This is a genomic window from Paenibacillus sp. FSL R10-2748 (assembly GCF_038005565.1).
Lineage (GTDB): Bacteria > Bacillota > Bacilli > Paenibacillales > Paenibacillaceae > Paenibacillus > Paenibacillus polymyxa_B.
In genome coordinates this window covers 1,073,840-1,099,761 of record NZ_JBBOTK010000001.1, presented here as the reverse complement: position 1 = coordinate 1,099,761, position 25,922 = coordinate 1,073,840, and the positions used below count along the sequence as shown (strand labels likewise).

The window sequence follows — 25,922 nt, the reverse complement described above, 5'->3', positions numbered from 1 at the left end:
GAGAGGGTGGATCATATGATAAAAAAATGGTTATCCCATAGGTATTCAGTAGTTTTATCTGGACTACTAGCGGTCGTAGCTATAGCGATGATCGCTTGGTTTATATACACGCCTTCAAGAAGCGCAGAATTGCAGACGGATAAAATAGCGGCTGCCAGTCCAGTATGGAAGCTGGGTCAGAGGGATGACTCTTCAGCGGAATTCAAAGGTGTGGTCGGTAGGGATAATATCGATATTTCTACAGCAGCTGCCTCTACCGAATCGTCTGCTAAAGGATCATTGTCAGCATTGTCGGAAGCAGAGAGTACAACAGTTCCGGTATTGCTCAGCAGTGGAGATATTCCTCCCGGTTTGAATGCGTCCACGAACCCTGAACTGACACTCCAGTATAAGCTGAATCAGATTCCTCCCAATGGTATGATATTCCGTGTTCGGATTTTGGATGCGGGCAAAGCAGTCCCGCAAATGGCTGTATTTTCAAATCATCAGCTGTCCGGTATTATTCAGATTGCCGGGGTTTCCGGTACTGGGAGTGCTTATAATTTCAAAAACAACTACGAGCTGTATATACCCAAAGAGCAATTGCAAAGCGGTGTTAACGTACTCAAGCTAAAGACAGCGCGCTGCCTATACTGCTCCTCTGCAGAAGATAAAAATGTGTGGTGGACTTGGGATGACTTGAGCTTGGAGACGTTAGCTTCACCTGCGACCGAACCGGTACACGGTAAATATATACTGACCGGAACAAATGTGAACAATAAAGAATTTTATTATGATCAGGGTGCAGTTAAGCATTTACCATACGTTCTCAAGTGGCTGGGCATTGCTTATAGTGGCAACGTCATGAGGGTCACCTGTGCCAGTAATGTGGGCAAGGCCTGTACAGACGTGGATGATTACTATCAAACGTTAAAGCAGTATAATATGCAATCGTCTGCTTTGTATTTATATACAGGTGATATTAAGCTGCAAAAAGATGGTTCTCTACCAGAGACGGCCAAGCAAAAGTTGCGCGATTATGTAAAAAAATACGGTTCTTATCTTCAATATTATGAAGTAGATAACGAACCTGGATTATTTAATCGCTCCAAGGCGGTAAACCTGGCTGTGGCCAAGTGGTTGAATACAGAAGGCAAGCAATTGGCACCGCATCTCAAAACCGTAGCACCGGGCTGGGCCTACTGGCCAACGTACTCTACCAAGGCATGCAAAAATCAAACCAGTGGTACGCAAAAATGCGGTGACCCAGATGGATGGGAACGGGACCCGGCGCAACGTAAACAGCTGGAGGAAGTCACCGACCTGACCAATGGACACGCCTATGGTGAATCGTATAATGAAGAGGGCGGGGGCAGCTTCGTCCAAAATTTGAAAACCTTCGGCGGTTCGAGCAATGGACTGGCGAAAAAGATGCTGAACACAGAGTTCGGTACCAATGATACGCATCGAGACAATCCAGATTACGGGGCTAGTCAGCCACAAGCAGCTGCATTCGACCGGATTATGCGTTCGCAAATTGGGTTTGCCGATATGTTTATCCAGCACGCTGCTTTTTATAAAGATTATACGCTGTTTAAAACAGGCTTCGATCTGCAAAGTCATAACCCGGCCAACACAGAAATTTATCCGTTCGGGCAAGGACAGGACACCCGCGTTAAGATCATGAGACGCTTGAGCTTAGCCTATGCCACCCATGGAAAACCTCTGACTTATACAGTGCTGAATCCAGAGGAAACCAAGGATAAGATGGTGTATGTTCGTGCGGTGGATACGTCCAAGCTTAAACCGCTGGCAGGTAGCGGCGCTACTTCAGACAAATTGCTGGTGAATCTAGTGAATTTCGAAGCTACCCCGCAGACAGTTCGTGTACGGGTAACGATGCCGAAGGCCGGTTTGTACACGGGTGAACGTTTTGGAGCGGGTTCTACTTACAGTCAGGCACAACGTTCCATATCAGGACTCAAGGCTTCTCCTGCCCTTGATTTTGAAGAAAAGCTGGGTCCTGGTGAAGCGGTACAATATATTTTGGAATTAAAAAGTACAGATCAAACCGCAGCTTCAGCTCCAACAGGGGTGAAGGCTGCCTCTGTTCAGGATGGGGCAGTAAAGATTAACTGGCTTCAGGCAGAAGGCGTATCTTCCTATGATGTGCTGCGTGCTGACGGGACCGACGGGGCCTATCAGGTGATTGCCTCGCAAGTAGCGGGAAGCACGTATACAGATCGGACGGTAAAAGCCGGAGGTCACTATGTCTACAAAGTTCGGGCGACTGGAGGCACTCAGGTTTCCCAGGCAGCCGAGGTCGCTTAATATCAGATCGGAATGTATATAGGACCTTAGATAACGAATACCTAACATCATTTCGAAATAAAACAAAAAAGAACCTATCAGGAGAAAATAGGACCTGACAGGTTCTTTTTTGTTGGAAAATCGTTCTGATTTGCCAATACTTTACGTATAATGAAGAAAAAAATAAGAAAATCCTTTTATATTCTCGTCATAAGACGACAACATTGCAGGTATGTATTCATATATAATAGTTTTGTTCATGACTATACATACATGGTTTGTGGGAAATCTCTTTCCGGTGACCAAGAATAATAAAGCGAGGTTAGTGCTGAATGAACAAGGAGACAGAATTAGGGGTGAACAACCCTCTTTTTCGAAACAACGTACAGAAAGCAGACAAAGCTGCCATCCACTTGGACATCCGGGACATCTTGCTCCAATGTGGTATCACGATACCAGAATGGCTAGAAAGCGACGCTGATGAAACCACATACCGGAAGGACAAGCGCGTGTAAATTCCAACGGCTGGTCTTACTTGATTGAGACGTAAGGCAGTCGGCCGCGTTCTTTATTCCATCATTCGTTCCATTCGGACAAATGCAATAAAACGTTTGGCTTCTTCCTCAGACAAGGTGCGTCCGTCAATGGTCAGGTTGAAACGTCGCAGAATATCCTCGTCGGACAGTTCAAGCTGGTCCACAAATTCCCTCACATCTGAATCCAATATTGCCGCCGGATGGCTCGTACGTCCCACCAAGTAGTCAATCGTTACCCCAAAAATATCAGCGAGCTTGGTCAGGATCTCAAAATCTGGCTTGCGCCTATTTTTTTCATAGTGAGAAAGAGCTGCCCGCGTAATTCCGAGGGATTGCGCTAGTTCCTCTTGTTTTAATCCCTTATGTTCTCGTAATTCAGCGATGCGGGTGCCATAATTCATCTGTTTTTCCTCCTGAAGGCAAGGTTAAGAAAGGTAAAAAAGCAATTTTACGCTTGACAAGATACGTTTTGTATCATAAATTAGTTATGTAAGTTACATAACGTATCTTTATTTCATAGTTTTCACTTATGTCTTCGTTTATATACCCTAAGAGGCCACCGATGATTGAGCATTTTGTGCTTATTCGCTGGCTGGACCTTCTATGCGCTATTATACAACATTTTACTATAGATTAGAGGGTCATGCATCGTTCTTTTCCCCGTTATGCAGAGGATCAGTACAAGCGTTATTGCATCGAAAACAAGTCAATCAGGGAGGACTGGTCTTGTGCAGTTGAAAGAGTACATCCGTTTGATCCGTAAAAGAATGTGGTTGATTGGTAGCATCGTATTGCTGGTATGTACTGTAGTGGGCATAAAAAATGTATATTTTACCCCGCAGATTTACGAAGCTACCGCAAAGCTCATTATCAACCAGACGCCACGACCGGATCGTGCAGGTGTCGTTGATTACAGTGTAGTTCAAACGAATATAGCCTTAACGAACTCCTATAAGCAAATTATGATCTCCTCGGCGATTATGGATCAGGTGGTCGCCAGCTTCCCCGACCTTAAGGTCACTCCGTCAGCTTTGGCGTCAAAATTAAGAGTGAACACCGCAGGTGATTCACAGGTCATGGATGTAACAATCCGCGATTTATCGTATACGAAGGCTGTGAAAACCGTCAATGCGGTAGCCAAAGTATTCAAACGGCAAATCCCCTCTATCATGAAAATGGACAATGTCACCATCCTAAGCGAAGCCAGTCTGAATGATCCAGCAGTTCCCGTGAACAGTAATCCCGCTATACAGATATTTATTGCTTTTGCCACCTCTTTATTGTTGGGAATAGGCTTGGCGTTTTTGCTGGAGGTACTGGATGATACATTTAAGAATGAAGAGGATATTGAAAAAGAACTCGGTCTGCCTACCCTATCCCTGATTACGAAAATGAAAAAAGAAGATAAACGCTCCGACAGCTCCACTACAACTCCTAAACAGGTAGGTGAAGGGCAATATGCCGCGATTAATCAATAATCAGCTCGTTACATCCCTACATGCTCAGTCTTCCGTTTCGGAGGAGTACCGCATGCTTCGTACTAACATCCAGTTTTCTTCTATAGACGAGCCGATTGAGGTTATGATGGTGGCGTCCGCTCAGGCGGGTGAAGGTAGAACGGTCACGATTAGCAATTTGGCTGTAACCTATGCGCAAGAGGGGAAAAAGGTGCTGATTATGGATATGGATCTGCGTCGTTCCTCTTTGCACCATATGTTTGGTTTGCGTAATCACACGGGGCTGACACGGGTGCTTGCCAATCAACAGGCATGGCAGGATGTGGTTCAGGAAACCGGGATTGACCATCTGCATGCAATTACAGCCGGACCGAACCCGCCCAATCCGTCCGAGATGCTCAGTTCCCGCAGAATGAATGCTCTGCTGGTTGACCTAAAAGAACATTATGACGTGATCTTAATGGATACGCCGCCGTTGCTGTCCTTTCCGGATGGCTTAATTATAAGCGCTATGTGTGACGGAGTCATTCTGGTGGTGCAGGCAGGGAAAGTCAAAAAGGATATCGTCAAGAAAGCAAAAGCGAATTTGGAAAGAGTAAAGGCGCGCATTCTGGGTGTAGTACTTAATAATGTGAAGCGTTCGAATACCCGCGCCGAGCGGGGGATGGAGGAACGCAATCTGACATGAATAAAAAGGAGGAAAATGATAGTATATAAAATTCTTTTAACAATGTATAAATAATACTTATCAATAAGGAGCGAGGTGATGAGACGTGTCTTCTTCCCGCTCGAACGAGGCCGAAGTGCTGGGCGCGTCAGTGGATGTTTATTCGGTTGTTCATGGGCTTGAACGGCGGCAAGGATGGAACGTATACCCGTTCGTGAAGCGAAGCATGGATATTATATTGTCTTTCATTGGAATCATCGTGCTATGCCCGGTATTTCTGCTTGTCATTTTGCTGATTAAGCTGGAGGACCCAAAAGGAAGTGCAATATTTTATCAAGTACGTATTGGAAAAAACGAGCGGCCGTTTCGCATGATCAAATTTCGTTCTATGGTGTCTGATGCCGAAGCCAGATTGTCTGCACTGCTGGTGGAAAATGAAATTGAGGGTGCGATGTTCAAAATGCGGGACGATCCCCGAATTACCCGTGTGGGTCGCTTTCTTCGCAGAACGAGCATCGACGAGCTGCCACAACTGTTCAATGTACTACGTGGGCAGATGAGTCTGGTAGGACCCAGACCCCCATTGCCAAGAGAAGTCCATGATTACACAGTGAGGGATAAGCTGCGTCTGACGGTTACACCGGGCTGCACTGGTCTATGGCAGATCAGCGGTCGTAATCATCTAAGCTTTAACCAGATGGTAGAACTGGATTTGGAGTACATATCCAGACGCAGTTTCCGCACAGATATGATCATTATGCTGAAAACATTTCGTGTGCTGCTAGGCTCCAAGGATGCGTATTAAAGTCTTTCATTTTCACGAAGAAGGTAGGGGATAAGTATGGATCTTCATTCCAACATATATGTAGCAGGGCATAACGGACTGGTGGGTTCCGCTATTGTCCGAGCGCTTCAGGATGCGGGTTACCGTCATATTATTACTCGCACAAGCCGTGAGCTGGATCTACGCAATAAAGAGGCAGTAGATCATTTTTTTGAAACAGAGCCTGTGGATTATGTATTTCTGGCAGCGGCCAAGGTTGGTGGGATTTTGGCGAATAACGAATATCCGGCTGATTTTATCCGTGACAATCTGCTTATACAAACGAATGTGATTGATGCGGCATACCGGGCGAATGTAGGCAAGCTGTTATTCCTCGGCTCTACTTGTATCTATCCTAAATTTGCTCCGCAGCCGTTGCGGGAAGAATATCTGCTTACAGGTGAACTGGAGCCTACTAATGAGGCCTATGCAATTGCTAAAATTGCCGGGATTAAAATGTGTCAGTCTTACAACCGTCAGTATGGAACCCGGTTTATTTCTGTGATGCCGACGAATTTATACGGTCCGGGCGACAACTTTGATCTCCAGACCTCTCATGTGCTGCCTGCGCTCATCCGCAAGTTTCATGAAGCCAAGCTGAATCAATCTCCGACTGTCGAAGTATGGGGCTCAGGTACGCCGCGGCGAGAATTTCTTCATTCTGATGATTTGGCTGAAGCCTGTCTGTTCCTGATGAACAATTATGAGGGAAATGAAATTGTAAATATCGGCGTAGGTGAGGATATCTCTATTCGTGAGCTGGCTGAACGAGTGAAGAATGTAGTCGACTATGAGGGAGAAATTACCTTTAACACCTCCGCTCCTGATGGAACGCCGCGTAAGTTGGTAGATGTATCCCGAATTTCCGAGCTGGGTTGGTCGGCGCGTATTTCACTAGAAGAGGGATTAAAGTCTGTGTATCAGGCATTTCAAGGTCTGGATCTGGTTGAACAATAAAAAAACGGTGGGGGAATGGGAATGAAAAAAGCGCTGATCACAGGGATTACCGGACAAGACGGGTCCTATCTGGCTGAGTTGCTGCTGTCCAAGGATTATGAGGTGTACGGGGTGCGCAGACGAACCAGCACACCGAACTTTGAAAATGTAGCGCATATCCAGAATGACATCCACTGGCTTTCCGGTGATATGACCGATCTGGCTTCATTGATCGAAGCCGTCCGTCAGTCCGACCCGGATGAGGTCTACAACTTGGCTGCTCAATCCTTCGTAGCGGCCTCATGGCCGCAGCCGTTGGCTACAGGTCAGATTACAGCGCTGTCTGTCACCAATATGCTGGAGGCGGTTCGAATTGCCAAACCGGAAGCGCGCTTTTATCAGGCGTCAAGCAGCGAGATGTTCGGTAAGGTGCTGGAGACACCGCAGACAGAAACGACTCCGTTTTACCCACGTAGTCCCTACGGTGTCGCCAAAGTGTACGGCCATTGGATTACAGTGAACTATCGCGAAAGCTTTAATATGTTTGCTTGCTCTGGCATTCTGTTCAATCACGAATCCCCACGCCGAGGACTGGAATTTGTAACGCGTAAGGTGTCGGATGCGGTAGCTCGTATCAAGCTGGGGTTGCAGCAGGAGCTGCGCATGGGAAATTTGGATTCACTGCGAGACTGGGGTTTTGCAGGGGATTATGTAAAGGCGATGTGGCTGATGCTTCAGCAGGATCAACCGGATGATTACGTCATTTCCACGGGAGAAATGCATTCTGTGCGTGAACTGCTGCAAATTGCCTTTTCCCATGTAGGCCTAAATTACGAGGATTACGTCGTGATCGATCCTCAGTTTGTCCGTCCGGCAGAGGTAGATCTATTGCTCGGCGATTGTGCCAAGGCGAAAGAAAAGCTGGGCTGGCGATTGGAAGTAGGCTTCGAGCAGCTCATTCATATGATGGTGGATACAGACTTGGAGCGGGTAAAAAGGCAGGCTGCAGTTGAAGCTTCTGTCGTCGTGTAAGAGATGGAGAGGCCATCCGCCTGGGCGGGGGGTCTCTTCGCTGTACGCAAGGTCATTTTTCAAGATGGAGTAAAACCTATGACATTAGTCGAAAAACGCGCCAAACCGCGCAGAAGTTTGCTGGTGAATACATCATGGCTGTTCGGTGATAAAATGATTCGCATGGTGTTCGGCCTGGCAGTCAGCATCATCATGGCGAGAGTGTTGGGACCAGAGGAACTGGGAAAGTGGAATTATGCGGAATCCTTTTTCGGGATGTTTCTGATTTTCACGACCCTTGGCTTTGATTCTATATTAGTACGCGATCTTGTCAAAGACCCCAAGGATGAGCATGAGCTATTGGGTACGGCGGTTCTGCTGAAATTGGTAGGTACTCTGATAGCCATTGTACTGTCCTATTCTTTCATTTCACTGCTCAGACCGGAAGACAGTTCGGTGCGGTTGATCAATCTGATCTTGGCTACGGCCTCGGTATTTCAATTGTTTGATATCATCGACTACTGGTTTCGTGCGCAGATGCTGTCCAAATACACGGTCGTTGCCAAGAATACCGCCTTTGTTCTCGGCTCCACCATCAAAATCATTCTGTTGTTGTCCGGTGTTCCGATATGGGTGGTGGCGTTGTGTGCTCATGGAGAGTTTCTATTGGGGAGCCTGCTGCTGCTGTATTTCTTCCGTAAGGAAGGACGACGTGTGAAGCGATGGACGTTCCGCTTAGCCACAGCTCGGCGAATTATGAATCACAGTTGGCCGCTTATACTGTCATCTTCCGCTGTATATGTACAGGCACGGATCGATCAAGTCATTATCGGTGAACTGCTGGGGAACGCTGCGGTTGGGCAATACTCCGTTGCACTCCGACTCATCGAAGTGCTGGGCTTCATTCCGGTTGTTCTGACAACGGCCTATGCTCCAGTAGTAACCCGCTCCAAGCAGAAAGGAAGCGACGAATACAGACAGACATTGTCTACGGTGTATCGTCTGATGTTTATATGCTTTCTTGTGACCTCGGTACCTTTATTTTTTCTATCCCAATGGGTAGTGGTTGTGCTGTATGGGAAAGAATTTACCGAAGCAGGTTCGCTGTTGTCTCTGTTTGCGATTCGTCTGTTTTTCACTAACTTCAGTGTTGCTAAAAGCTTGTTTATTACCAATGAAAATTTGTTCAGATACACGCTGCTGACCTCGGTGGTGGGTGCGGTTACGAATATCGCTTTCAATTACGCGCTAATCCCGTTGCTTGGTGTCCGAGGGTCGTTAGTGGCGACGATCTTGTCCTTTACGATATCTGTATTTCTATTAGATTTGCTATTTAAGGAAGTTAAATCTAATTTGGGTTGGATGATGAAGTCCATCCTGACCTTCTGGCGTGTTCATATTACAGTACCGAAAGTTGGAGAGAACAATCATGATACCCATTAAACCGTTTGTTCGGCATGAGGAACAGTGCCCGCATTGTGGAAGTAAGGTACGTGGTGGAGAGGTGCTGTGGCAGGGAATCCATGTATGTGTCAGCACTGCGTGTGAGGGGTGCGGACGCGAATATCTCGAGGACATGAGGGTCGGTCATGCCACGTATTCACCTTATCGTGTAGAAATGCCTGACTATATTCTGACAGGTGATGCGAAGTCGAGAAAATGGCTCGGAGAGCCTTTGCGGCAATCGTTGATGAATCCTTCCTATGACTTAGCAGTCGGCATGACTGTGCATAAAATGAAAGCTTCTACACGTGTGATTATCATCAACACAATGGATTATTTGTATGGCCATGCTTTGCTCAAGCTGCTCAATGTGCAACGCGAATACGAGCAATCGCCGGACCTGGGCATCATCGTCATTGTGCAAAAGTCGCTGGAATGGATGGTGCCAGCATATGTGTCTGAAATTTGGACGGTTGATGTGCCGTTCAGCAGGGCACGAAACTTTTATCCTGTGCTACATCATCGGATGATTGAGGAACTGATGCGTTTTGATGAGGTGTATGTCAGCCCGGCATATTCACATCCCAATCAGTTTGATATTGAGCAGTTTACAGGTGTCTCCCGCTATGACGAGAGGCGTGAGTCGGAGCCGCGCATTACCTTCGTATGGAGGGAAGATCGCTTGTGGAGCGGCAGCTATCATATCGCAAGAGCGGTACAGAAATTTCCGCAGCTCAAGCGTGGGCTAAAACCGCTAATTTATCATCAGCGCAGTAAAATCATACGACTGTTCCGCAGGCTGAGAGAAAGCTTCCCAGATCATCGTTTTACAGTCGCTGGACTTGGGCGTACCGGGAGCTTCCCGGCATGGATTTCTGATGAGCGTGTCACACGCTTTGACCGGGAAAGTGAGCTGCGGGTCTGCGAGGTATACGCAGCCAGCCGATTAGTGATCGGCATCCACGGCTCTAATATGCTGCTGCCCTCTGCGCATGCTGGCATGACCATTGATTTGATGCCCAAGGACCGATGGGGGAATTACGCTCAGGATATTTTATTTCACGAAACCGATCATCGGCTTACGGCCTACAAATACCGCTTTGTGCCGATGGAATCGAGTGTGACTTTAGTGGCGGATATGGCAGCTGCCCAGCTCAAAGGGGCAGACCATTTTAATATGCAGATGATGGAGGAAAGGCAGCGTGAGCATTCGGTTTGGAGGGGAGAGGCCGCTTCGGGGCGGGTTTGATCCTGGAGCAACTATTGTGGATGGAAGGCCGCTTCGGGACGGGTTTGATCTTCCGATCGCTGTTGACGAGAGATTCCCTGGATTGAATAGGCCCTGTAAGAAGGCGGAATCCCTCGTCAAAGGCGACCGCTTCGCTTCTTCAGATTCAAATCCTTACCCTCCGCTACCCACCGCCGCCAAAAAGAATTTCCCCCAGCCCATAAGGTGGGGGAGGTAAGAACTGCCTGGCGATAGCTTCGCCCTATCGCCTCGAACATCACGCCGGGCATGCATGCCGGCGTAGGGCACACTCAGCACGGTTCTCTGTCAGGGTGACAGTGTTTGGTGGATAACACTCACGGCAAGCAACAATCAAGCCTAGCTAAGGTCTCGTGGTCAGCCCTGCGGTAGTAGCTCTATGCTGTTCAATCGTTTATCGCTATGTGACCGGTATACAAGTTAGCGTAGTCAACGGCTGCATGCATTCGCTCGCGTATATCTGCGCAGCGGGGGCACTTCATGTCAGCATTCCCTTTTTTAAAATGGGGTGACTTTATGGACCCGGCGGTCAGCAGCGGAGCGTTCCATTTGAATCTGAAGAAGCGCTAGCGTTCGCCTTTGCAGTGGGATTCTTACCTCGGAGTGTTTTATATATCCAGGAATCCCACTGCAACAGCGATCGGAAGATCAAATGGAGTGCGCAGCGGTCTCTAAACCCCGCCGCCATAACTCACCCAATATGAAATGGCAGGAGCCCTGATGATGATTCAAAAAATATTGTATCTCCGCAATTTTGCTAGCAAGGTGAACGGGGACTCATACAATTTACAGGAAGTCGGTTTGGGCAAAGCACTCGTTCGAAAAGGCTACGATTGCGATATTGTTTACTACAACGATCGTAAGGAAACCCATCTGGAACAGGTCTACCGTCACGAAGGATGCACCCTGCGTATTATCTGGCTCCACGGGTTTAAGTTCTTAAGCAACAGCATCTACAGAGATGTTCTCAAAGATTCTTTTCTGGATGCTTATGGTCTGGTCATTACTACAGAATACAACCAGATCATGACCTATCTGCTTTCCCGCAAATGCCCTGATAAGCTGGCGTTGTATCACGGCCCATACCGGGATAACACGCACGCGCTGATCCGCAAACTGTACGATATTATGCTGCTGCCGAAGGTAGCAAAATCTCTACGCCGTACCTATGTCAAATCCGATCTGGCCAAGTGCTATTTGGAGAATAAAGGTTTTGACAACGTGGTTACGATTGGAGTCGGACTGGATCGCAGTAAAGTAGAGAGAGCATTCGACAGTGACACCAGTAACAACAGTGAAGACATAAGCGGAGAACGTGAGGAAAACCGTGAGGTCGCGAATGAGCTGCGTCGAATCGGAGATCGTCCGGTGCTACTGTATGTTGGTGTACTGGAGGAACGGAGAAATATACGTTTTATGCTGAGTACGTTCAAAAGGGTACTCCAAAAGCATCCTAGCTGCCTTTTGTTAATGGTGGGGAATGGACGGAAGACGGACACAGACCGATATTGGACATATGCTCATGAACTGGGAATAACGGACAGTATTATACATTTTTCAAGAGTGGAGCAACGTCATCTGTGGCAGGTTTATGGAGCGGCGGATGTGATGCTGTTTCCGACCCAATACGATATTTTTGGTATGGTGCTGCTGGAAAGCATGCTGTTTCGCGTCCCGATTATCTCTTCGGTAAACGGGGGCTCGACTACCTTGATTGAGGACGGAGTGAGCGGAGTCATGCTGAGAAGCTTTTCAGAAGAGGAATGGTCTGGTCGGATAGGCGCTTTGCTGGATAATGCTGAGCTGAGACGAAGTATGGCGGAGAAGGCCTTCCTTACGGTCGAGCGTATGTCGTGGGATCGCATTGCGGATGAAATAGTAAGCCATCAAGGGATCAAGCCCGGGAATTCTAACCACGTTATGCAATCAACGCAGGAAAGAGGGGCAGCCACGTGAGCCAACAGGTCAGCAGACAGATGAACCCTCCTGTAAGCAAGGTGCTGATCATCCATAACTTTTATCAGCAAAGCGGGGGAGAAGACAAGGTTGTCGAGCAAGAATCGGCTATGCTGCGTTCCAGAGGAATAGAGACAGAGCATTACTATGTGCACAACGACAGCATTCAAAGCAGAGGGCTAGCGAACATGGCAAAGCTGGCAGTAGAGGCGGCATGGTCCCTGCCGGAATTCAAAAGAATCAAGAAGCTGCTTTTACAGGTGAAGCCGGATGTGGTGCATGTGCATAATTTTTTCCCAGTTATATCTCCTTCGGTCTATCATGCTTGTGAACGGCTGGGGATTCCGGTTGTCCAGACACTGCATAATTACAGGCTGATTTGTCCGGCGGCAACCTTTATGCGAGGGAATAAGGTTTGTGAAAAATGCCTGCACGGCACGCTGCTGCACTCCATCCGTCATGGATGCTATCGAGGTTCACAGCTTCAGACGATTCCGGTGGCGGCGATGATTAAGTTCAACGATCTGATCGGCACATGGCAGCACAAGGTAAGTCGCTATATTGCGCTGACGGAGTTTGCACGGGACAAATTTGCCGAAAGCGGTATTCCGCTGGATCGTATCGCGGTAAAGCCGAATTTTATCCATCATAAAACAGTGAAAACCCAGTATGACCCGAATGATCGTTATTTGTTGTTCGTGGGGCGGATTTCTGCTGAAAAAGGGGTTCGCAATCTGCTGCAAGCCTGGTCACAGTTGGAAGATCGGGGGGGATTTAGACTGGTCATCATTGGGGATGGTCCGGAAAAGGCTGAATTGGCCGCTGCTTATCCGCGGGAAGATGTTCGGTTTCTCGGTAAGCAGGATGGAGACACGGTACTGGACTGCATGAGCCGGGCTATGTATGTCATGGTGCCTTCCATTTGGTATGAAGGATTTCCCATGACCATTGTAGAGTCTTTTTCTGTTGGAACCCCGGTATTATGCAGCCGGCTCGGCGCACTGGAGGAAGTCGTGGAGGACGGGGTGACGGGTTTCCATTTTCAACATGATGATTTGGAAAATATAAAGACTGTGATTCGCTGTGCAGTAGCCTATGAAAACTATGCAGCTATGAGACAGAAGGTGTCGGAAAATTATGCTGCACGCTATACGGAAGAAGTGAATGTAAAGCAGCTGATGGCGATATATAGCGAGGCGATGGAGGAGCGTGATTATGAAACAGCTGCCCCAATATAGAGTCGGAAGGATTGCGGATGCAGATATTGCAGCACTTACGTTTCAGGAGACGGTACACATGCTGGAACAATGGGCAGTCGAACGAAAGGACGGCTATGTATGTATTTGCAACACGCATTCCATTGTCACAGCCGGGAATCATTCCGAGTTCCACAAAGCGCTCACTCAAGCCGATTTGTGTACTCCGGACGGTATGCCGTTGGTATGGGCGCTTAAGCTGTACGGATTTGAGCGTCAGGATCGGGTAGATGGTCCCAGTCTGATGCTCAAGTTGTGCGAACGTGCGCCACAGACGAAGGTGAGTATATATTTTTACGGCAGTACGCCGGATACGCTGGATAGCTTAAAAGAAAGAGTAGAACAGGATTACCCCGGAATCCGCATCGCGGGCAGCTTTTCACCACCATTTCGTGAGCTTCACCCAGATGAGGAGGAGCGGATCATTGATGAAATCAATGCGTCCGGCGCGCATATCATATTCGTCAGCTTAGGCTGCCCGAAGCAGGAAATATGGATGCATCGAAACAAAGACCGCATTCATGGCGTGATGATTGGAGTAGGGGCGGCCTTTGACTATATCACTGGAAAGGTTCGTAGACCGCCACTAGCGATACAAAAGCTGGGGCTGGAGTGGCTGTATCGTCTGATCTGCGAACCGAAGCGATTATGGAAGAGGTATGCCTATAACAATCCGATGTATGTATACCGTTTTCTAAAATCTTATCGGCAAAACAAACGGCTTACGCTTTATCATAATCGGCTTGCAGGAAGAGATATAGAGAAGTGAAGTCGGTAAAAGCAGGATGCAATGAGACAGCATGTAAAAGGGGGAGTTGCTTTGAAGCTATGTGTAATTGGTGCAGGGTATGTCGGGCTGGTGTCGGGGGTCTGTTTTGCCGCACTCGGGAATACCGTCGTCTGTGTAGATCAGAATGAGGACAAAATTCATCAGCTGCGTGCAGGTGGGGTGCCGATTTATGAACCGGGATTAAAGGCTCTAATTAAAGATAATGTAGAACAAGGCCGACTAAGCTTTACAACAGATACGGCTGCTTCGGTGGAGGCAGCCGAAATTGTTATTTTGGCGGTCGGTACACCTTCGCTGCCAGGCGGAGAAGCGAACCTGTCCTATATTGAAGAAGCCGCCTGCGAGGTGGCAGACGCCATGAATGGCTACAAAGTAATTGTCACCAAAAGCACGGTGCCTGTCGGAACGAACGAACGTATTCAAAATTGGATTGCGAGCCGCACAAACTATCCTTTTGGTGTGGCTTCGGTTCCCGAATTTTTACGCGAAGGTTCAGCAGTCATAGACACCCTTCAGCCAGATCGAATCATCATCGGAGCTTCCGATCCGCATGTGTCCACTGTGCTGACTACACTGCACGAGCCGTTGACGACAAATATCGTAACCACGGATATCCGTTCGGCGGAGATGATCAAGTACGCGTCGAATGCTTTTTTGGCGACCAAAATTTCGTTTATTAATGAGATTGCAAATATTTGTGAAAAGGTGGGCGCAGACGTTACACGCGTGGCACACGGTATGGGGCTGGATCAGCGGATCGGTTCCTCCTTTTTGTCTGCTGGTATCGGCTATGGGGGTTCCTGTTTTCCCAAGGATACACAAGCTCTGATCCAAATTGCTGGTAACGTGGACTATGAATTCAAGCTGCTGAAATCTGTGGTGGAAGTGAATCAGGGGCAACGTTTTAACGTGATTCGTAAGCTAAAAGAGGCGCTGGGTGATCTGGAAGGAGCCACGATTGGCATATGGGGGCTGGCCTTTAAACCGAATACAGATGACGTAAGAGATGCCCCGGCGCTGGATATCATGCAGTCGCTGCTGGAGGCAGGGGCGCAAATTCGTGCATATGACCCGATCGCTACCGCTAACTTCCGCCGACTGCTGGACAGCTCGGAAGTAACGTGGGCAGATAGCGCACGAGAAGCGGCAGAGGGATGTGACGCACTGTGTCTATTGACGGAATGGGAAGAGTTTGGTGATATCGGGTTGGGTGAGCTGAATGAGCTTATGAAGTATCCAATTATGATTGACGGACGCAATGTGTACAGCGAGGAGCAAATCAGACAATCCGCCTTTGCATACTATTCTGTCGGCAGGCCACAGATGAACAATCTGGATGTAGATCGTCATCAGTCTGTAGTAAATCCGTAAAGGGGAGGCTGCATATGAAACGATGGCTGAAGATGACATTGGGGGCTGCGGCGTTATTGGTCGTAGGGGCTACTGCCTACACCGCTTATGTGTATCATTCCTTTAAAACAGCGGCGAATGCGATGTATCATCCGCGCAGCATCGTGCAGCCTGGGGCGGTTTCTACCCTTGCAACGGGCGGAGCAGGGCGATCCGTAGATACAGACTCTGGATCAAGTATACCCAATCCGGCAGCCATCTCCCAGTTCAAGCCGTTCACCGTGCTGGTACTGGGCGTAGATCGGCGGCCTCACGATCCAGGACGATCGGATACGATGATCGTCTTGTCTGTTAACCCTGCCGAAGGCTCTATGTTGATGTTCAACATTCCGCGTGATACGCGAACAGAGCTGATCGGCAGGGGGCGTGAGGACAAAATCAATCACGCTTTTGCTTTTGGGGGCGTGGATATGTCGATCCGTACGGTAGAGCATTTTTTGAACCATCCGATAGATTACTATGTGCAGATGAACATGGAAGGGTTTGCGAAAATGGTGGACCTTGTGGGGGGAGTCGAGGTTCATAACCCACTTGATTTTCAATATGAGGGCCATCATTTTGCGCAGGGTAATTTGAACTTGAACGGGGCTGAGGCGTTGGCCTACGCCCGTATGCGTTTTGATGATCCACGTGGGGATCTCGGAAGAAATGCTCGCCAACGGGAGCTACTCAAGCAAATTCTTGCCCAGTCCATCAGCAAGGAAGGGCTGTTGAGGGTAAAACCGATACTGGAGGCAGCGGGGGAGCAGATTCGCACAGACATTACCTTTGACGATATGACCACCTTCCTGACCCGGATCGGTCCGTCCCTCAAGCAGACGGATAGCGTTGAGCTGAAGGGACATGGGCGTAAAATCAACGGCGTGTATTATTACATTGTGGATGAGCAGGAACGCCAGCGTATCCATGGAGTGCTGGAGAAGCACATGCTTACCACGGCCATATCGCCTTAGGTAAGCCTTATGTAGACGGGTGCCCTATTGGGAGGTCACCCGTTATTTTCTTATAAAGTCTTCTAAAAAAGGCTTGTCCCACATACATCTGTAGAGAATTCGGTATAGTCCAACAGAGGGAGGGGCAATGTGTGCTGTTTAGAAGGAGAGCGGCTTCGGCGTTCGTCCGTAAGCTATTATATTTTGCAATCATATGTGGATTGTTATGGTTGCTGTGGCTGGGTCTGCATGGGGTGATGTCTACAGGCGAGGGCGATCAAGCGGTAGAAGCACTGAACGAGTTCTACACTATGGAGCAATCGGGAAATTTCGGAGGCTCATGGGAGCTTTTTCATTCGCAAATGAAAAAGAAATTCGAGAAGTCCACGTATGTACAGCAGCGTGCGCACGTTTTTATGCAGGATATGGGGACGGATACGTTCACGTTTGAACTGGGGGAGCCGCAGGCTGAATATGACATTCGTACCGATCAGAATGGAGAAGAGTTAGGGAAAGTTTACCGTATTACAGTCACTCAGCATTACAAGACCCGATTCGGTAATTTTGATATCGTACAGCCTTGTTATGTGACGCAGGAAGATGAGAAGTGGCGGGTGCTTTGGATATACAAGGACAAGGAATAGAGGTTGCGTGGTGTTTCTAAAAGGTTAAATATGGTACAATACTTCCAAAACCGGAAATGTACAGTAAAATGGATCACAGCTTCACTCCGGATGGAAGGAGTTTCAAAGCATGCAGCAAGCGACAGGACAGGTTCCCGTCATACGTATGGAGGGTGTGAGTAAAATCATTTCCTCAAAAGCGATCGTGGATGATCTGACGCTGGAGGTTCCGGCGGGGCAGGTATTTGGTTTCCTTGGACCCAATGGTGCGGGAAAAACGACCACCATCCGTATGATGGTTGGCCTGATTTCGATCAGCAAGGGCGATATTCATATTTGTGGAGACAGCATTAATACCGATTTTGAAAAGGCCGTTGCCCATGTCGGCGCGATTGTTGAGAACCCGGAGATGTACAAGTTTTTGACAGGCTATCAAAATTTGCAGCATTTTGCGCGAATGTCTCCTGGCGTGACCCAAGAGCGCGTGGAAGAAGCGATTCGTCTGGTGGGACTCGGAAATCGGATTCACGATAAAGTAAAAACCTACTCGCTCGGGATGCGGCAGCGACTTGGGGTAGCTCAGGCGATTTTGCATCGACCGAAGCTGCTTGTGCTGGACGAGCCGACCAATGGCTTGGACCCGCAGGGTATTCGTGAACTGCGGGATTATTTGCGTCAATTGACCCGTACGGAAGGAATTACTGTATTCGTATCAAGCCATTTGTTGTCCGAGATGGAGCTGATGTGCGACCGTGTAGCTATTATTCAGAGCGGACGGCTGGTTGATATCAAGCAACTGAAGAATACAGGGGAGGAAGTGCATAAGGCGGAAATTGCTTTTGAGGTAAATGATGCCGAACAAGCTTATGCGCTTGCTGGAGCAGGGCGCGTCGAAGGTAATCAACTGCTGCTTCACCTGGAGCGGGAACAGATTGCAGAGATGAACAGCCTGCTGGCTGCAAATGGCATTAAAGTATATGCGATTCGCCCGGTTGCCCGTACGCTGGAAGATCAATTTTTGGAAGTGACGGGAGGCGGGGTCATTGGGTGATTTCTTCAAGCTGGTACATAACGAAAATCTGAAAATTTACCTGCGTGTGCGCACATGGATTATGCTGGGATTGCTGGCGGTCATCACTGCTGTGATTCCGATGCTGATTTCCTTGGTTTCCGATCAGGTCAGTGTGTGGGATGGGATTGCGTTGACGACGTTGTTTACATTTTTCCTCAATACGACGTTTACGGTCATTGTAGCCGCTGATTCGGTGGCTGGTGAATTTACTTGGGGAACGATTAAGCTGCTGCTCATCCGACCTTGGACTCGCAGCAAAATATTGTTGTCCAAGTATATATCCGTGATTTTGTTCAGTTTGCTCGGAACGATCATTTTGATTTTGATGGTTACGCTGTCCTCATGGCTGATGTTATCCAAGGATGCACCAGCGGGTTCTGTTCCGCTGTTCAGTGATCCGATATCTTACGTAACACTGAACTTCTTGTATAGCTATATCGCCTTATTCGTGACGATGGCCTTTGCTTTTATGCTGTCCGCTGTTTTCCGTTCCAGTGCCTTGGCGATTGGGCTGTCACTGTTCATGATGTTCACCAAAACAGTTTATAACACGATTGGTTTGTTCAGCACAGATCGTTTTGAATGGACCAAATACGTTCTATTTACGCATATGGATCTGAAAAAATATTTAGATATGCCGCCGGGTACGGTAAGTTCCAGTCTAACCTTTTCGCTCACCGTGCTGGCCGCTTATTATGTGATTTTTATCGCCATTGCCTGGGTGGTTTTCGTAAAACGGGATGTTTCAACCTAAATCGAAGTGCCATGGAGTAACACAAAGGACGTTCAAATGCCTAGCATTTGGACGTCCTTTTGTTATTTCAGAATTTTGTAAAATCCTCATTTAAGACTATTTTATCCTGTATCTATGTCATTTTTTACTACACATTCTACGTGCAGGGGTATATTGTAATCTATTTTCAGCAAGAATCAATCAATAGGGTCACTTTGCGTTTAAAGAGGTAGAGAGAAACAGAACAGAGGGGGGCCGCATGATATGCTGCAAAATAATCGTTTTTTTCGTCTGACTACGGGTATTGTCATGCTATTACTCATCATTTACTTGGGCACCAAAGTAAGCTTTATATTCAGTCCTCTCGTATCTTTGGTCAGCTTGCTGGTTGTACCGTTGATGCTATCTTTTTTCCTCTATTATTTATTGAGGCCGATTGTAGATGTAATGGAACGGAGAAAAATCAAACGATCTATCTCCATCTTGCTGATTTATTTGGTCATTGGAGTGTTATTGTTTGTTTTCACATGGGGTGTGTGGCCTACGCTGCGTGATCAAGTTACCAATTTATTTGAAAATGCGCCGAAGCTCATTAAAAGTCTGGTTGATCAATTGAGCCAATGGCGGCATAATCAATCCTTGAGACAAGTGCTGCCTCCGGGTGAAGACCCGCTGTCACAACTGTCAGATACGTTGAACGAAGCTTTTTCGACACTGTCTGATTATTCGGTAAAGCTGGTATCGTTCGTGTCCTACTTTTTTATTGTATTGGCTACCTTTCCAATATTGCTCTATTACATGCTGAAGGAAGGGAGCAAGTTTGGCCCTAAAATGCTAAACTTCTTTCCAAAAAAATATCACAAGGACGCATTGGAGGTTATGGAAGATATCGATAGTGCACTCAGCAGCTTTATCGTGAGTCGGGTGCTGATTAATGTCGCGTTGGGTGTGATGATGTTTCTTGGATTTTTAATTATTGGCTTGCCTTATGCCTTGCTGCTTGCCGTTATTTCGATTTTTCTTAATTTTATTCCCTATGTGGGGGCAGTGGCTGCTTCTATACCTGTGGTTATTATTGGATTACTCGAATCACCTTCGATGGCACTCTGGTCCCTGGTCGTGGTGATCGCTGCACAGCAAATTCAGGATAATTGGCTGTCACCTATAGTTTTTGGCAAGCAGCTGGATATTCATCCGTTGACTGTCGTTATTTTACTGTTAGTTGGTGGCGACCTGCTCGGGATTCTGGGTATCATTTTGGTGATTCCATTGTATATGTGCGGAAAAATCGTCATACGCAAGGTGTACCAATTATTTTTGGAACGCAGAGTGGAGGATATTATGGAATGAATGGAGAATGCACTGGATTTAAAGGAGTATATACTGACTTTATCCTGCTTCGGATTGCAGAGCGGCTTGGCTATCCTCCTTGTTTTTGCTGAAACTAGATTGGGTTTCGTCGTTTGACTCATCCGTAGAAGTTGACAACTCTACATCCTTTGTTCGGTTCATTTGAATTGTGCCGTCCAGTATACCGCCTTCAGAAATGACCAATGCAGTGGTCGCGGTATTTCCGTACAGTTCACCTGTCGGCGTAATGGTCAGTCGTCCTTCTGTAGTAATGCTGCCAAACACCTTACCGGCAAGAATGACGTCTTGTGCGATGATATCCGAACGTACAACAGCAGATTCTCCAATGACGACAGTACGAGTGCTGCGGATATCGCCCTGAAAATGACCGTCAATCCGAATATTGGCCTCTGCCTCAACTGTACCTTCAAAGCTGGTGCCATTAGCGAGCAGTGTATCCATAGCTGGGGCGGAGAGCTTTTTTTTGGATTCCTTGAACATGATGGTTTTCCCCCAATCTTTTATTGTAAATATTTTCAAAAATCCTCATTGTACATACAGTAATGGATCGACAGGTTGGTTATGCTTGACGATCTGAAAATGAAGATGAGGTCCTGTGCTTCTCCCAGTACTTCCCAGCAGACCGATGGTCTGTCCTTTGTGGACACGATCCCCCGGAGCCACCTGCATGCCGCTCAGGTGCATATACCAGCTCTGGAGTCCGTCAGGATGCTGGATGATGATGCACTTGCCGCGGGCTCCGCTAGAAGCAGCCTCCAAGACGGTGCCAGCTCCTGCTGCATAGACAGGATCACCGGTTTGTCCGGCAATGTCCACGCCTGAATGGAAGGCAGATCTGCCTGTAAAAGGGTCGCTGCGATAGCCGAAGCTGGAGGTCATTCGCCGTGAACCTACAGGCCAAACGGAGGGATTCCCTTGCTCGGCAAGAGCAAGTCTACGAGTCTGGAGTAGCTGTGCGGCTTGTTTGCGCTCCAGATTCTGCTGTACGGCATTTGCTTGCTGAATAGAGCGGGGAACCGTACGTTCCACCGTGTCCAACAGAGATTCGATCTCCTGAAAATCATCCATTGCCTGGCGAGTTAGGAGGGCAGTATTTTCATGCACTGCGATCAGCTCGCCCCCGATATGGCCGGAAGCATCCCAGGAGAGCGGAGTCATGGTCTTTTTATGGTTACTTGTGGCAGATGAGTTTCCGTGTTTACGAATGAATTGCTGCATTTGCTGTTCCAGCTCCGTTACACGCTGGAGGCGTTCACGAATATTGGTGGCTTGATTCGTCAGCTCCATGACTTCCTGCCGTAGTCGCCCAATGGCTGCATCCTTGTCCGCTACCGTGACCTCCATCTGCAAACTCTGGACAGCAAGATTCGTTTCCATTTGGGAGATAATATGGGAAGAATGGATTTGCAGCCCGATCACGAGTGTAGAGATAGACGCGATCACAAGAGTTGGGACGAGAATGACAGCGGCTGTAGAGCATTGTAGCTGCTTGGGCGGTTGCTGTGCATCCCGAATAACAAGCAGGGTCATCCGGCGATTTAGGCTTCCTTTTTTCATAATCGCTCCTTTCCGGACATCGCTCCTATAGTGCTTGGTTACTATCTATTCAGCTTAAGAGGCAAACATGTCAAAAAAATTGGAGCTTAGTATAAAACGTAGATGAGGATTTTGCAAAATCCTGAGATATATAAGGAGGCTTAGACATGCTGTGGTTGCTGTTGGTTTTAATTGTTTTTATTTTTCAGACCGGGACGATCCTGCTCTTTGAATTTCGCAAGCCGTCCAAAGCGGTAGCCTGGCTTTTTATTTTGTTTTGCTTCCCGCTCATTGGCTTTGTCGTGTACTACTTTGTTGCACAGGATTATCAGAAGCGCAAAATGGTTCGAAAAGGGGGATCGCAGCTGTTTCGTGAGTTTCGCGAGCGTCTGTGGGCGCAATCCAAGGTGATTGAACACGTGGAGCAAATGCATAATCCTCATTTCAAGCATCAGGAGCGACTGTTTAACCAGTTAATTCGTATGTCGGAAAACCCGTTGACTGGATGTAATCGCACACGTGTGCTGACGAACGGCGAAGAAACCTTCGAGGCTATGCTGACAGCGATGGAACATGCACAACATCATATCCATGTGGAGTTTTACATATTTCGGGCCGATGAAATCGGAAGAAAGTTTCAAGAGGTCATGATCCGCAAGGCACGTGAGGGAGTAAAGGTACGATTCGTTGTGGACGGTGTAGGAAGCTACCATTTGCCCTATTCCTTTATTCGTACCTGTAGTGAGGCAGGAGTGGAATTTCATTATTTTCTACCTCCGTTTTTCGCCACGTTGGACCGCCGGATTAACTATCGCAATCACAGGAAAATCGTGGTAGTGGACGGCATGATCGGATTTGTGGGGGGGATTAATGTAGGCGACGATTATCTCGGAAAATACCCCAAAGTGGGATTTTGGAGGGATACGCATTTGCAGATTGAAGGAGATAGCGTCTATTTTCTGCAAAATGCATTTCTTAGCGACTGGAAGCTGGCCTCAGGGGAAAGGCTGATGGATGTGAATTTATTTCCTCCACATACCTGCACCGGGGATGAGGAAGTACAGATTTTGAGCAGCGGTCCCGATCAGGTTTGGGATACGATTCAGGAAATGTGTTTTGGAGCGCTCACAGTTGCCAAAAAGCGGATTTGGATTACGACGCCGTATTTTATTCCCGATCTGGGGATTTATGAGGCGCTCAAGCTGGCAGCAGTCAGTGGCGTAGATGTGAAAATTATTATTCCCTACCAATCCGATTCGAAGCTGGTTCATCTGGCGTCTTTATCCTATGTGCAAGAACTGCTGGAGGCAGGGGTGGAGTTCTACCAATATCGAAAAGGATTTATTCACGCCAAAGTGGTGATTGTCGATGATTTACTCGGCTCGGTCGGGACCGCCAATATGGACATGCGCAGCTTTTTCTATAATTTTGAGTTGACCGCTATAGTTTTTGCTAATTCAGCGCTGGAACGGCTTTCGGAAGATTTTGTAGAGGACATTTCCAACTCCTCACGCATAGATTTAAACGTGTTCCGCAGACGGCCTCGATCTCAGAAAATAGCTGAAATTCTAACTCGCATGCTCTCTCCACTCCTTTAAAGGCGGTTTTCGCCGTTTTTATCGATATAATCCCGCTTTATTGTGATTTATGTGCTCTTTGCTAACTTTTTTGCGCAAAATCACAGTTTTATGGTATACTATTCATATAACACAAGCGCGGTAAAGGAGAGGGGACTGCGGATAGCAGCCCCTTTTTCGGTCCAATATACCATACTGTAACGGGGGGATTTATATATGAGTGTAGTGAGCAAGGAAGTTCAAAATCTGTCTGAAATCACAGATGTAACCGGAGAGTTGACCAAGATCAGCAAAATTCCAGCTAATCCGAAGAACAAAGCAAAACGCCTGTTTCAGCGTGCGGCCATGATTATTTTTGGTGCGACGCTTATGGCAGTGGGCCTCGAAATATTTCTGGTTCCTAACGGCGTTATCGACGGAGGCGTCACAGGTATTTCCATTATGGCCTCCAAGATTACTGGCTATCCACTCGGTATTTTCCTGACCCTGTTGAACCTTCCATTTTTACTTATCGGATACAAACAAATCGGTAAAACCTTCGCTTTATCCACATTATTCGGCATTATCGTGATGTCCATCGGTACCGCGTTACTTCACAATGTAAGTGCATTGACTCCTGGCGAACCACTATTGGGTGCTATCTTTGGGGGCGTCATTCTCGGCGTTGGGGTGGGTCTTGTGATTCGGTCCGGCGGCTCGCTGGATGGGACAGAGATCGTAGCTATTCTCGTCAGTGAAAAAACTCCTTTTTCGGTCGGTGAGATCGTACTGTTCGTTAATATCTTCATTCTGGGAAGTGCAGGTTTTGTGTTCGGTTGGCCGAATGCCCTGTATTCCATGATTGCTTATTATATTGCCATGAAAATGATTGATATTACGATTGAAGGTCTGGATCAGTCCAAATCGGTCTGGATTATTAGTGAAAAATACCGTGATATTGGGGATGCCCTGACGGATCGTCTTGGACGGGGCGTAACTTATCTGGAAGGTGAAGGCGGCTTTACGGGCGAAAGCAAGAAAGTGATTTTCGTCGTCATTACCCGACTGGAGGAAGCGAAGCTGAAGAGCATCGTTGAAGATTGGGACCCACACGCTTTCGTTGCGATCGGTAACATTCACGATGTGAAGGGCGGACGCTTTAAGAAAAAAGGAATACACTAGCGCAAGGGGACAATTTCTCAGCCTAATGGCTGCGGGGTTCGTCCCCTTTTTTGTTCTTCCAAGCATGGATCAGGTTCGGTGTGCCTTGGTGCGCATATGCTTGAGGACGTCTTCTACGGGCTGGGGAGGAACCTTGTCGATCAAGTCACCTACCTGGTTTAGCCGTTCCTCAATATTCAGCAAATGGTAGTCAAGTGGTGATACATCTTGCCGTACCTCTTCCCATGTTAGCGGAGTGGAGACCGTAGCGCCGGGGCGTGCCCGCGGGGTATAAGGAGCGGCCAGAGTTTTCCCCTGATAATGCTGCAAATAATCAAAATAGATGGCTGTTCCCCGATCCTTCTTTAACCGTTCGAGTGTGAACAGATGCGGGTGCTTTTCTGTCACAAACTGTCCAACTAATAGCCCGATGCTGCGAAGTTCGTCGAAGGTTATGCCTGTACGGATCGGAACGATAATTTGTACACCTGTGGCCCCGGATGTTTTGGGGACGGAATCCAAACCAAGCGAAGCCAGTACTTCACCGACAATAGAGGCTGCCTCCATAATACGTGGCTCCACCTCTCTGGATGGATCAAGGTCAATCATCCATTCACAGGGCAGCTTGCTTCCCGCTTCATGCAGAGAGGGGTGGAATTCCAACGCAGCTTGATTACCAAGCCAGAGAAGTTGTGGCAATTTGCCGAGCACGATATATTCAATACCATCATGCAGAGCGGTTTCAATATAGTCCGGCCGAGGACGTGGGGCATTTTTCTGATAAAAAAAATCACCGTGAATCCCATGTGGCCAGCGGATGACGGTCAGCAGACGATGATGGCAATATTTGAGCAGGAAGGGAGCCAATACCGCGAGCTTGCGAAGATATAGCGCCTTAGTCACGCCTGCTTCAGGCCACAGTGGTTTATCCGGGTTGGTGATAGGAATTTCCTGACCTTCAATGGTAATAGTACCTTTAACAGCTTGTCCCATAATGCTATCCTCCTTTGGCTAACATGCAGCAAAATCTTTATTTACAGGCTGATTGTTGAGCTTATAGATCTACATATGGTTTAACATGAACGTGAAGTGCTGAA

Annotated in this window: 24 protein-coding genes; 20 read left to right on the top strand and 4 right to left on the bottom strand. The window is 47.7% G+C overall.

Features of this window, described 5'->3' with window-relative positions:
- The first annotated feature begins 15 nt into the window (after positions 1 to 15).
- Together NSS66_RS05250 and NSS66_RS05245 are read left to right on the top strand one after the other, a co-directional pair.
- Positions 16 to 2,310: a hypothetical protein gene (locus NSS66_RS05250; protein WP_340958533.1), complete on the top strand. Its 2,295-nt coding sequence runs from the start codon at positions 16 to 18 to the stop codon at positions 2,308 to 2,310.
- A gap of 311 nt (positions 2,311 to 2,621) precedes the next feature.
- Positions 2,622 to 2,804, top strand: coding sequence for a hypothetical protein (locus NSS66_RS05245; RefSeq protein ID WP_071559043.1), 183 nt, complete (start codon positions 2,622 to 2,624; stop codon positions 2,802 to 2,804).
- A gap of 53 nt (positions 2,805 to 2,857) precedes the next feature.
- Here the strand turns inward: NSS66_RS05245 and NSS66_RS05240 are convergent, their stop codons facing one another.
- Complete coding sequence (locus tag NSS66_RS05240; protein ID WP_023987431.1) at positions 2,858 to 3,226, bottom strand: helix-turn-helix domain-containing protein; 369 nt, start codon at positions 3,224 to 3,226, stop codon at positions 2,858 to 2,860.
- Positions 3,227 to 3,553: 327 nt separating this feature from the next.
- Here NSS66_RS05240 and NSS66_RS05235 point away from each other — a divergent pair, with 327 nt between their 5' ends.
- The 16 genes from NSS66_RS05235 to NSS66_RS05160 all read left to right on the top strand — a co-directional run bounded on the left by NSS66_RS05235 (position 3,554) and on the right by NSS66_RS05160 (position 20,551).
- On the top strand, positions 3,554 to 4,303 hold the full coding sequence (locus tag NSS66_RS05235) for a YveK family protein (RefSeq protein ID WP_023987432.1): 750 nt from the start codon (positions 3,554 to 3,556) through the stop codon (positions 4,301 to 4,303).
- On the top strand, positions 4,284 to 4,970 hold the full coding sequence (locus tag NSS66_RS05230; RefSeq protein ID WP_023987433.1) for a CpsD/CapB family tyrosine-protein kinase: 687 nt from the start codon (positions 4,284 to 4,286) through the stop codon (positions 4,968 to 4,970). The genes NSS66_RS05235 and NSS66_RS05230 overlap by 20 nt, the downstream gene beginning before the upstream one ends.
- Positions 4,971 to 5,055: 85 nt before the next feature.
- Positions 5,056 to 5,754: a sugar transferase gene (locus NSS66_RS05225; RefSeq protein WP_340958532.1), complete on the top strand. Its 699-nt coding sequence runs from the start codon at positions 5,056 to 5,058 to the stop codon at positions 5,752 to 5,754.
- Positions 5,755 to 5,790: 36 nt separating this feature from the next.
- Entirely contained in the window at positions 5,791 to 6,729 is a 939-nt protein-coding gene (gene fcl, locus NSS66_RS05220) for a GDP-L-fucose synthase (protein ID WP_023987435.1), read from the top strand.
- Positions 6,730 to 6,750: 21 nt separating this feature from the next.
- Complete coding sequence (gene gmd / locus NSS66_RS05215) at positions 6,751 to 7,740, top strand: GDP-mannose 4,6-dehydratase (protein WP_023987436.1); 990 nt, start codon at positions 6,751 to 6,753, stop codon at positions 7,738 to 7,740.
- Between the two features lie 78 nt (positions 7,741 to 7,818).
- Positions 7,819 to 9,162 carry a flippase gene (locus tag NSS66_RS05210; RefSeq protein WP_023987437.1) on the top strand — a complete coding sequence of 448 codons (1,344 nt, stop codon included), beginning with the start codon at positions 7,819 to 7,821 and terminating at the stop codon, positions 9,160 to 9,162.
- Entirely contained in the window at positions 9,149 to 10,411 is a 1,263-nt protein-coding gene (locus tag NSS66_RS05205) for a hypothetical protein (RefSeq protein WP_023987438.1), read from the top strand. The genes NSS66_RS05210 and NSS66_RS05205 overlap by 14 nt, the downstream gene beginning before the upstream one ends.
- 741 nt (positions 10,412 to 11,152) lie before the next feature.
- Entirely contained in the window at positions 11,153 to 12,385 is a 1,233-nt protein-coding gene (locus tag NSS66_RS05200) for a glycosyltransferase family 4 protein (RefSeq protein ID WP_340958599.1), read from the top strand.
- A complete protein-coding gene (locus NSS66_RS05195; protein WP_034094991.1) occupies positions 12,382 to 13,623 on the top strand; it encodes a glycosyltransferase family 4 protein in 1,242 nt (413 codons plus the stop codon). Before NSS66_RS05200 ends, NSS66_RS05195 begins: the two co-directional genes overlap by 4 nt.
- Entirely contained in the window at positions 13,601 to 14,410 is an 810-nt protein-coding gene (locus NSS66_RS05190) for a WecB/TagA/CpsF family glycosyltransferase (protein ID WP_081365946.1), read from the top strand. Before NSS66_RS05195 ends, NSS66_RS05190 begins: the two co-directional genes overlap by 23 nt.
- 51 nt (positions 14,411 to 14,461) lie before the next feature.
- Positions 14,462 to 15,802, top strand: a complete 1,341-nt coding sequence (locus NSS66_RS05185) for a UDP-glucose dehydrogenase family protein (protein ID WP_028543098.1) — start codon at positions 14,462 to 14,464, stop codon at positions 15,800 to 15,802.
- Positions 15,803 to 15,816: 14 nt separating this feature from the next.
- A complete protein-coding gene (locus tag NSS66_RS05180) occupies positions 15,817 to 16,794 on the top strand; it encodes an LCP family glycopolymer transferase (protein ID WP_340958531.1) in 978 nt (325 codons plus the stop codon).
- Between the two features lie 131 nt (positions 16,795 to 16,925).
- Positions 16,926 to 17,417 carry a hypothetical protein gene (locus NSS66_RS05175; RefSeq protein WP_023987444.1) on the top strand — a complete coding sequence of 164 codons (492 nt, stop codon included), beginning with the start codon at positions 16,926 to 16,928 and terminating at the stop codon, positions 17,415 to 17,417.
- Positions 17,418 to 17,526: 109 nt separating this feature from the next.
- Entirely contained in the window at positions 17,527 to 18,447 is a 921-nt protein-coding gene (locus NSS66_RS05170) for an ABC transporter ATP-binding protein (RefSeq protein WP_068938660.1), read from the top strand.
- On the top strand, positions 18,440 to 19,222 hold the full coding sequence (locus NSS66_RS05165; protein ID WP_023987446.1) for an ABC transporter permease: 783 nt from the start codon (positions 18,440 to 18,442) through the stop codon (positions 19,220 to 19,222). Before NSS66_RS05170 ends, NSS66_RS05165 begins: the two co-directional genes overlap by 8 nt.
- A gap of 243 nt (positions 19,223 to 19,465) precedes the next feature.
- A complete protein-coding gene (locus NSS66_RS05160; RefSeq protein WP_338533354.1) occupies positions 19,466 to 20,551 on the top strand; it encodes an AI-2E family transporter in 1,086 nt (361 codons plus the stop codon).
- A 39-nt stretch (positions 20,552 to 20,590) separates the two neighbouring features.
- On the opposite strand, the gene NSS66_RS05155 is transcribed toward NSS66_RS05160, so the two are convergent.
- Together NSS66_RS05155 and NSS66_RS05150 are read right to left on the bottom strand one after the other, a co-directional pair.
- Complete coding sequence (locus NSS66_RS05155; protein ID WP_053324862.1) at positions 20,591 to 21,052, bottom strand: bactofilin family protein; 462 nt, start codon at positions 21,050 to 21,052, stop codon at positions 20,591 to 20,593.
- 45 nt (positions 21,053 to 21,097) lie between these two features.
- Positions 21,098 to 22,129, bottom strand: a complete 1,032-nt coding sequence (locus NSS66_RS05150) for a M23 family metallopeptidase (RefSeq protein WP_028543094.1) — start codon at positions 22,127 to 22,129, stop codon at positions 21,098 to 21,100.
- A gap of 146 nt (positions 22,130 to 22,275) precedes the next feature.
- Here NSS66_RS05150 and cls point away from each other — a divergent pair, with 146 nt between their 5' ends.
- Both cls and NSS66_RS05140 read left to right on the top strand, forming a co-directional pair.
- On the top strand, positions 22,276 to 23,706 hold the full coding sequence (gene cls / locus NSS66_RS05145; RefSeq protein ID WP_028543093.1) for a cardiolipin synthase: 1,431 nt from the start codon (positions 22,276 to 22,278) through the stop codon (positions 23,704 to 23,706).
- Positions 23,707 to 23,901: 195 nt separating this feature from the next.
- Complete coding sequence (locus tag NSS66_RS05140; RefSeq protein ID WP_023987451.1) at positions 23,902 to 24,846, top strand: YitT family protein; 945 nt, start codon at positions 23,902 to 23,904, stop codon at positions 24,844 to 24,846.
- A 69-nt stretch (positions 24,847 to 24,915) separates the two neighbouring features.
- Here NSS66_RS05140 and ligD read toward each other — a convergent pair whose 3' ends face one another.
- A complete protein-coding gene (ligD, locus tag NSS66_RS05135; protein ID WP_013309189.1) occupies positions 24,916 to 25,818 on the bottom strand; it encodes a non-homologous end-joining DNA ligase in 903 nt (300 codons plus the stop codon).
- Positions 25,819 to 25,922: the final 104 nt, after the last annotated feature.